At 59.0% G+C, this 344-nt stretch carries 1 protein-coding gene; it reads left to right on the top strand.

The features are described from left to right. On the top strand, positions 1 to 344 hold a 344-nt coding region (locus DWY76_RS10030; protein ID WP_279221601.1), incomplete at both ends, for a carbon starvation CstA 5TM domain-containing protein.

Below are 344 nucleotides of genomic sequence, written 5' to 3'. Positions count from 1 at the left end.
GCCGAGGCTCTGGCTGCTGGTCAGTCTGCTGCCATCTACGACGTGTGTGCAAAGACCATGGGCGGCATTGGCATTGCTCTGGCAATGATCGGCGTTGTCATCTGCCCCATCACCTCCGGCGATACCGCGTTCCGTTCCGCTCGTCTGACTCTGGCCGACTGGCTCAAGATCGATCAGGACAGCTACGCAAACCGCCTGAAGCTCTGTGTTCCTGTGCTGGGCGTTGGTGCTTTCCTGGGCATCGGCAACGCACTGGGCTTCATCAACTACACCGTGATCTGGCGCTACTTCAGCTGGACCAACCAGACGCTGGCCATGATCGTTCTGTGGGCTGCATCCATGTA

Source organism: Faecalibacterium sp. AF27-11BH (genome assembly GCF_003603005.1).
GTDB classification, from domain to species: domain Bacteria; phylum Bacillota; class Clostridia; order Oscillospirales; family Ruminococcaceae; genus Faecalibacterium; species Faecalibacterium taiwanense.
Note: the sequence above shows the minus strand (reverse complement) of the source record. Positions and strands in the feature narration are given on the sequence as shown.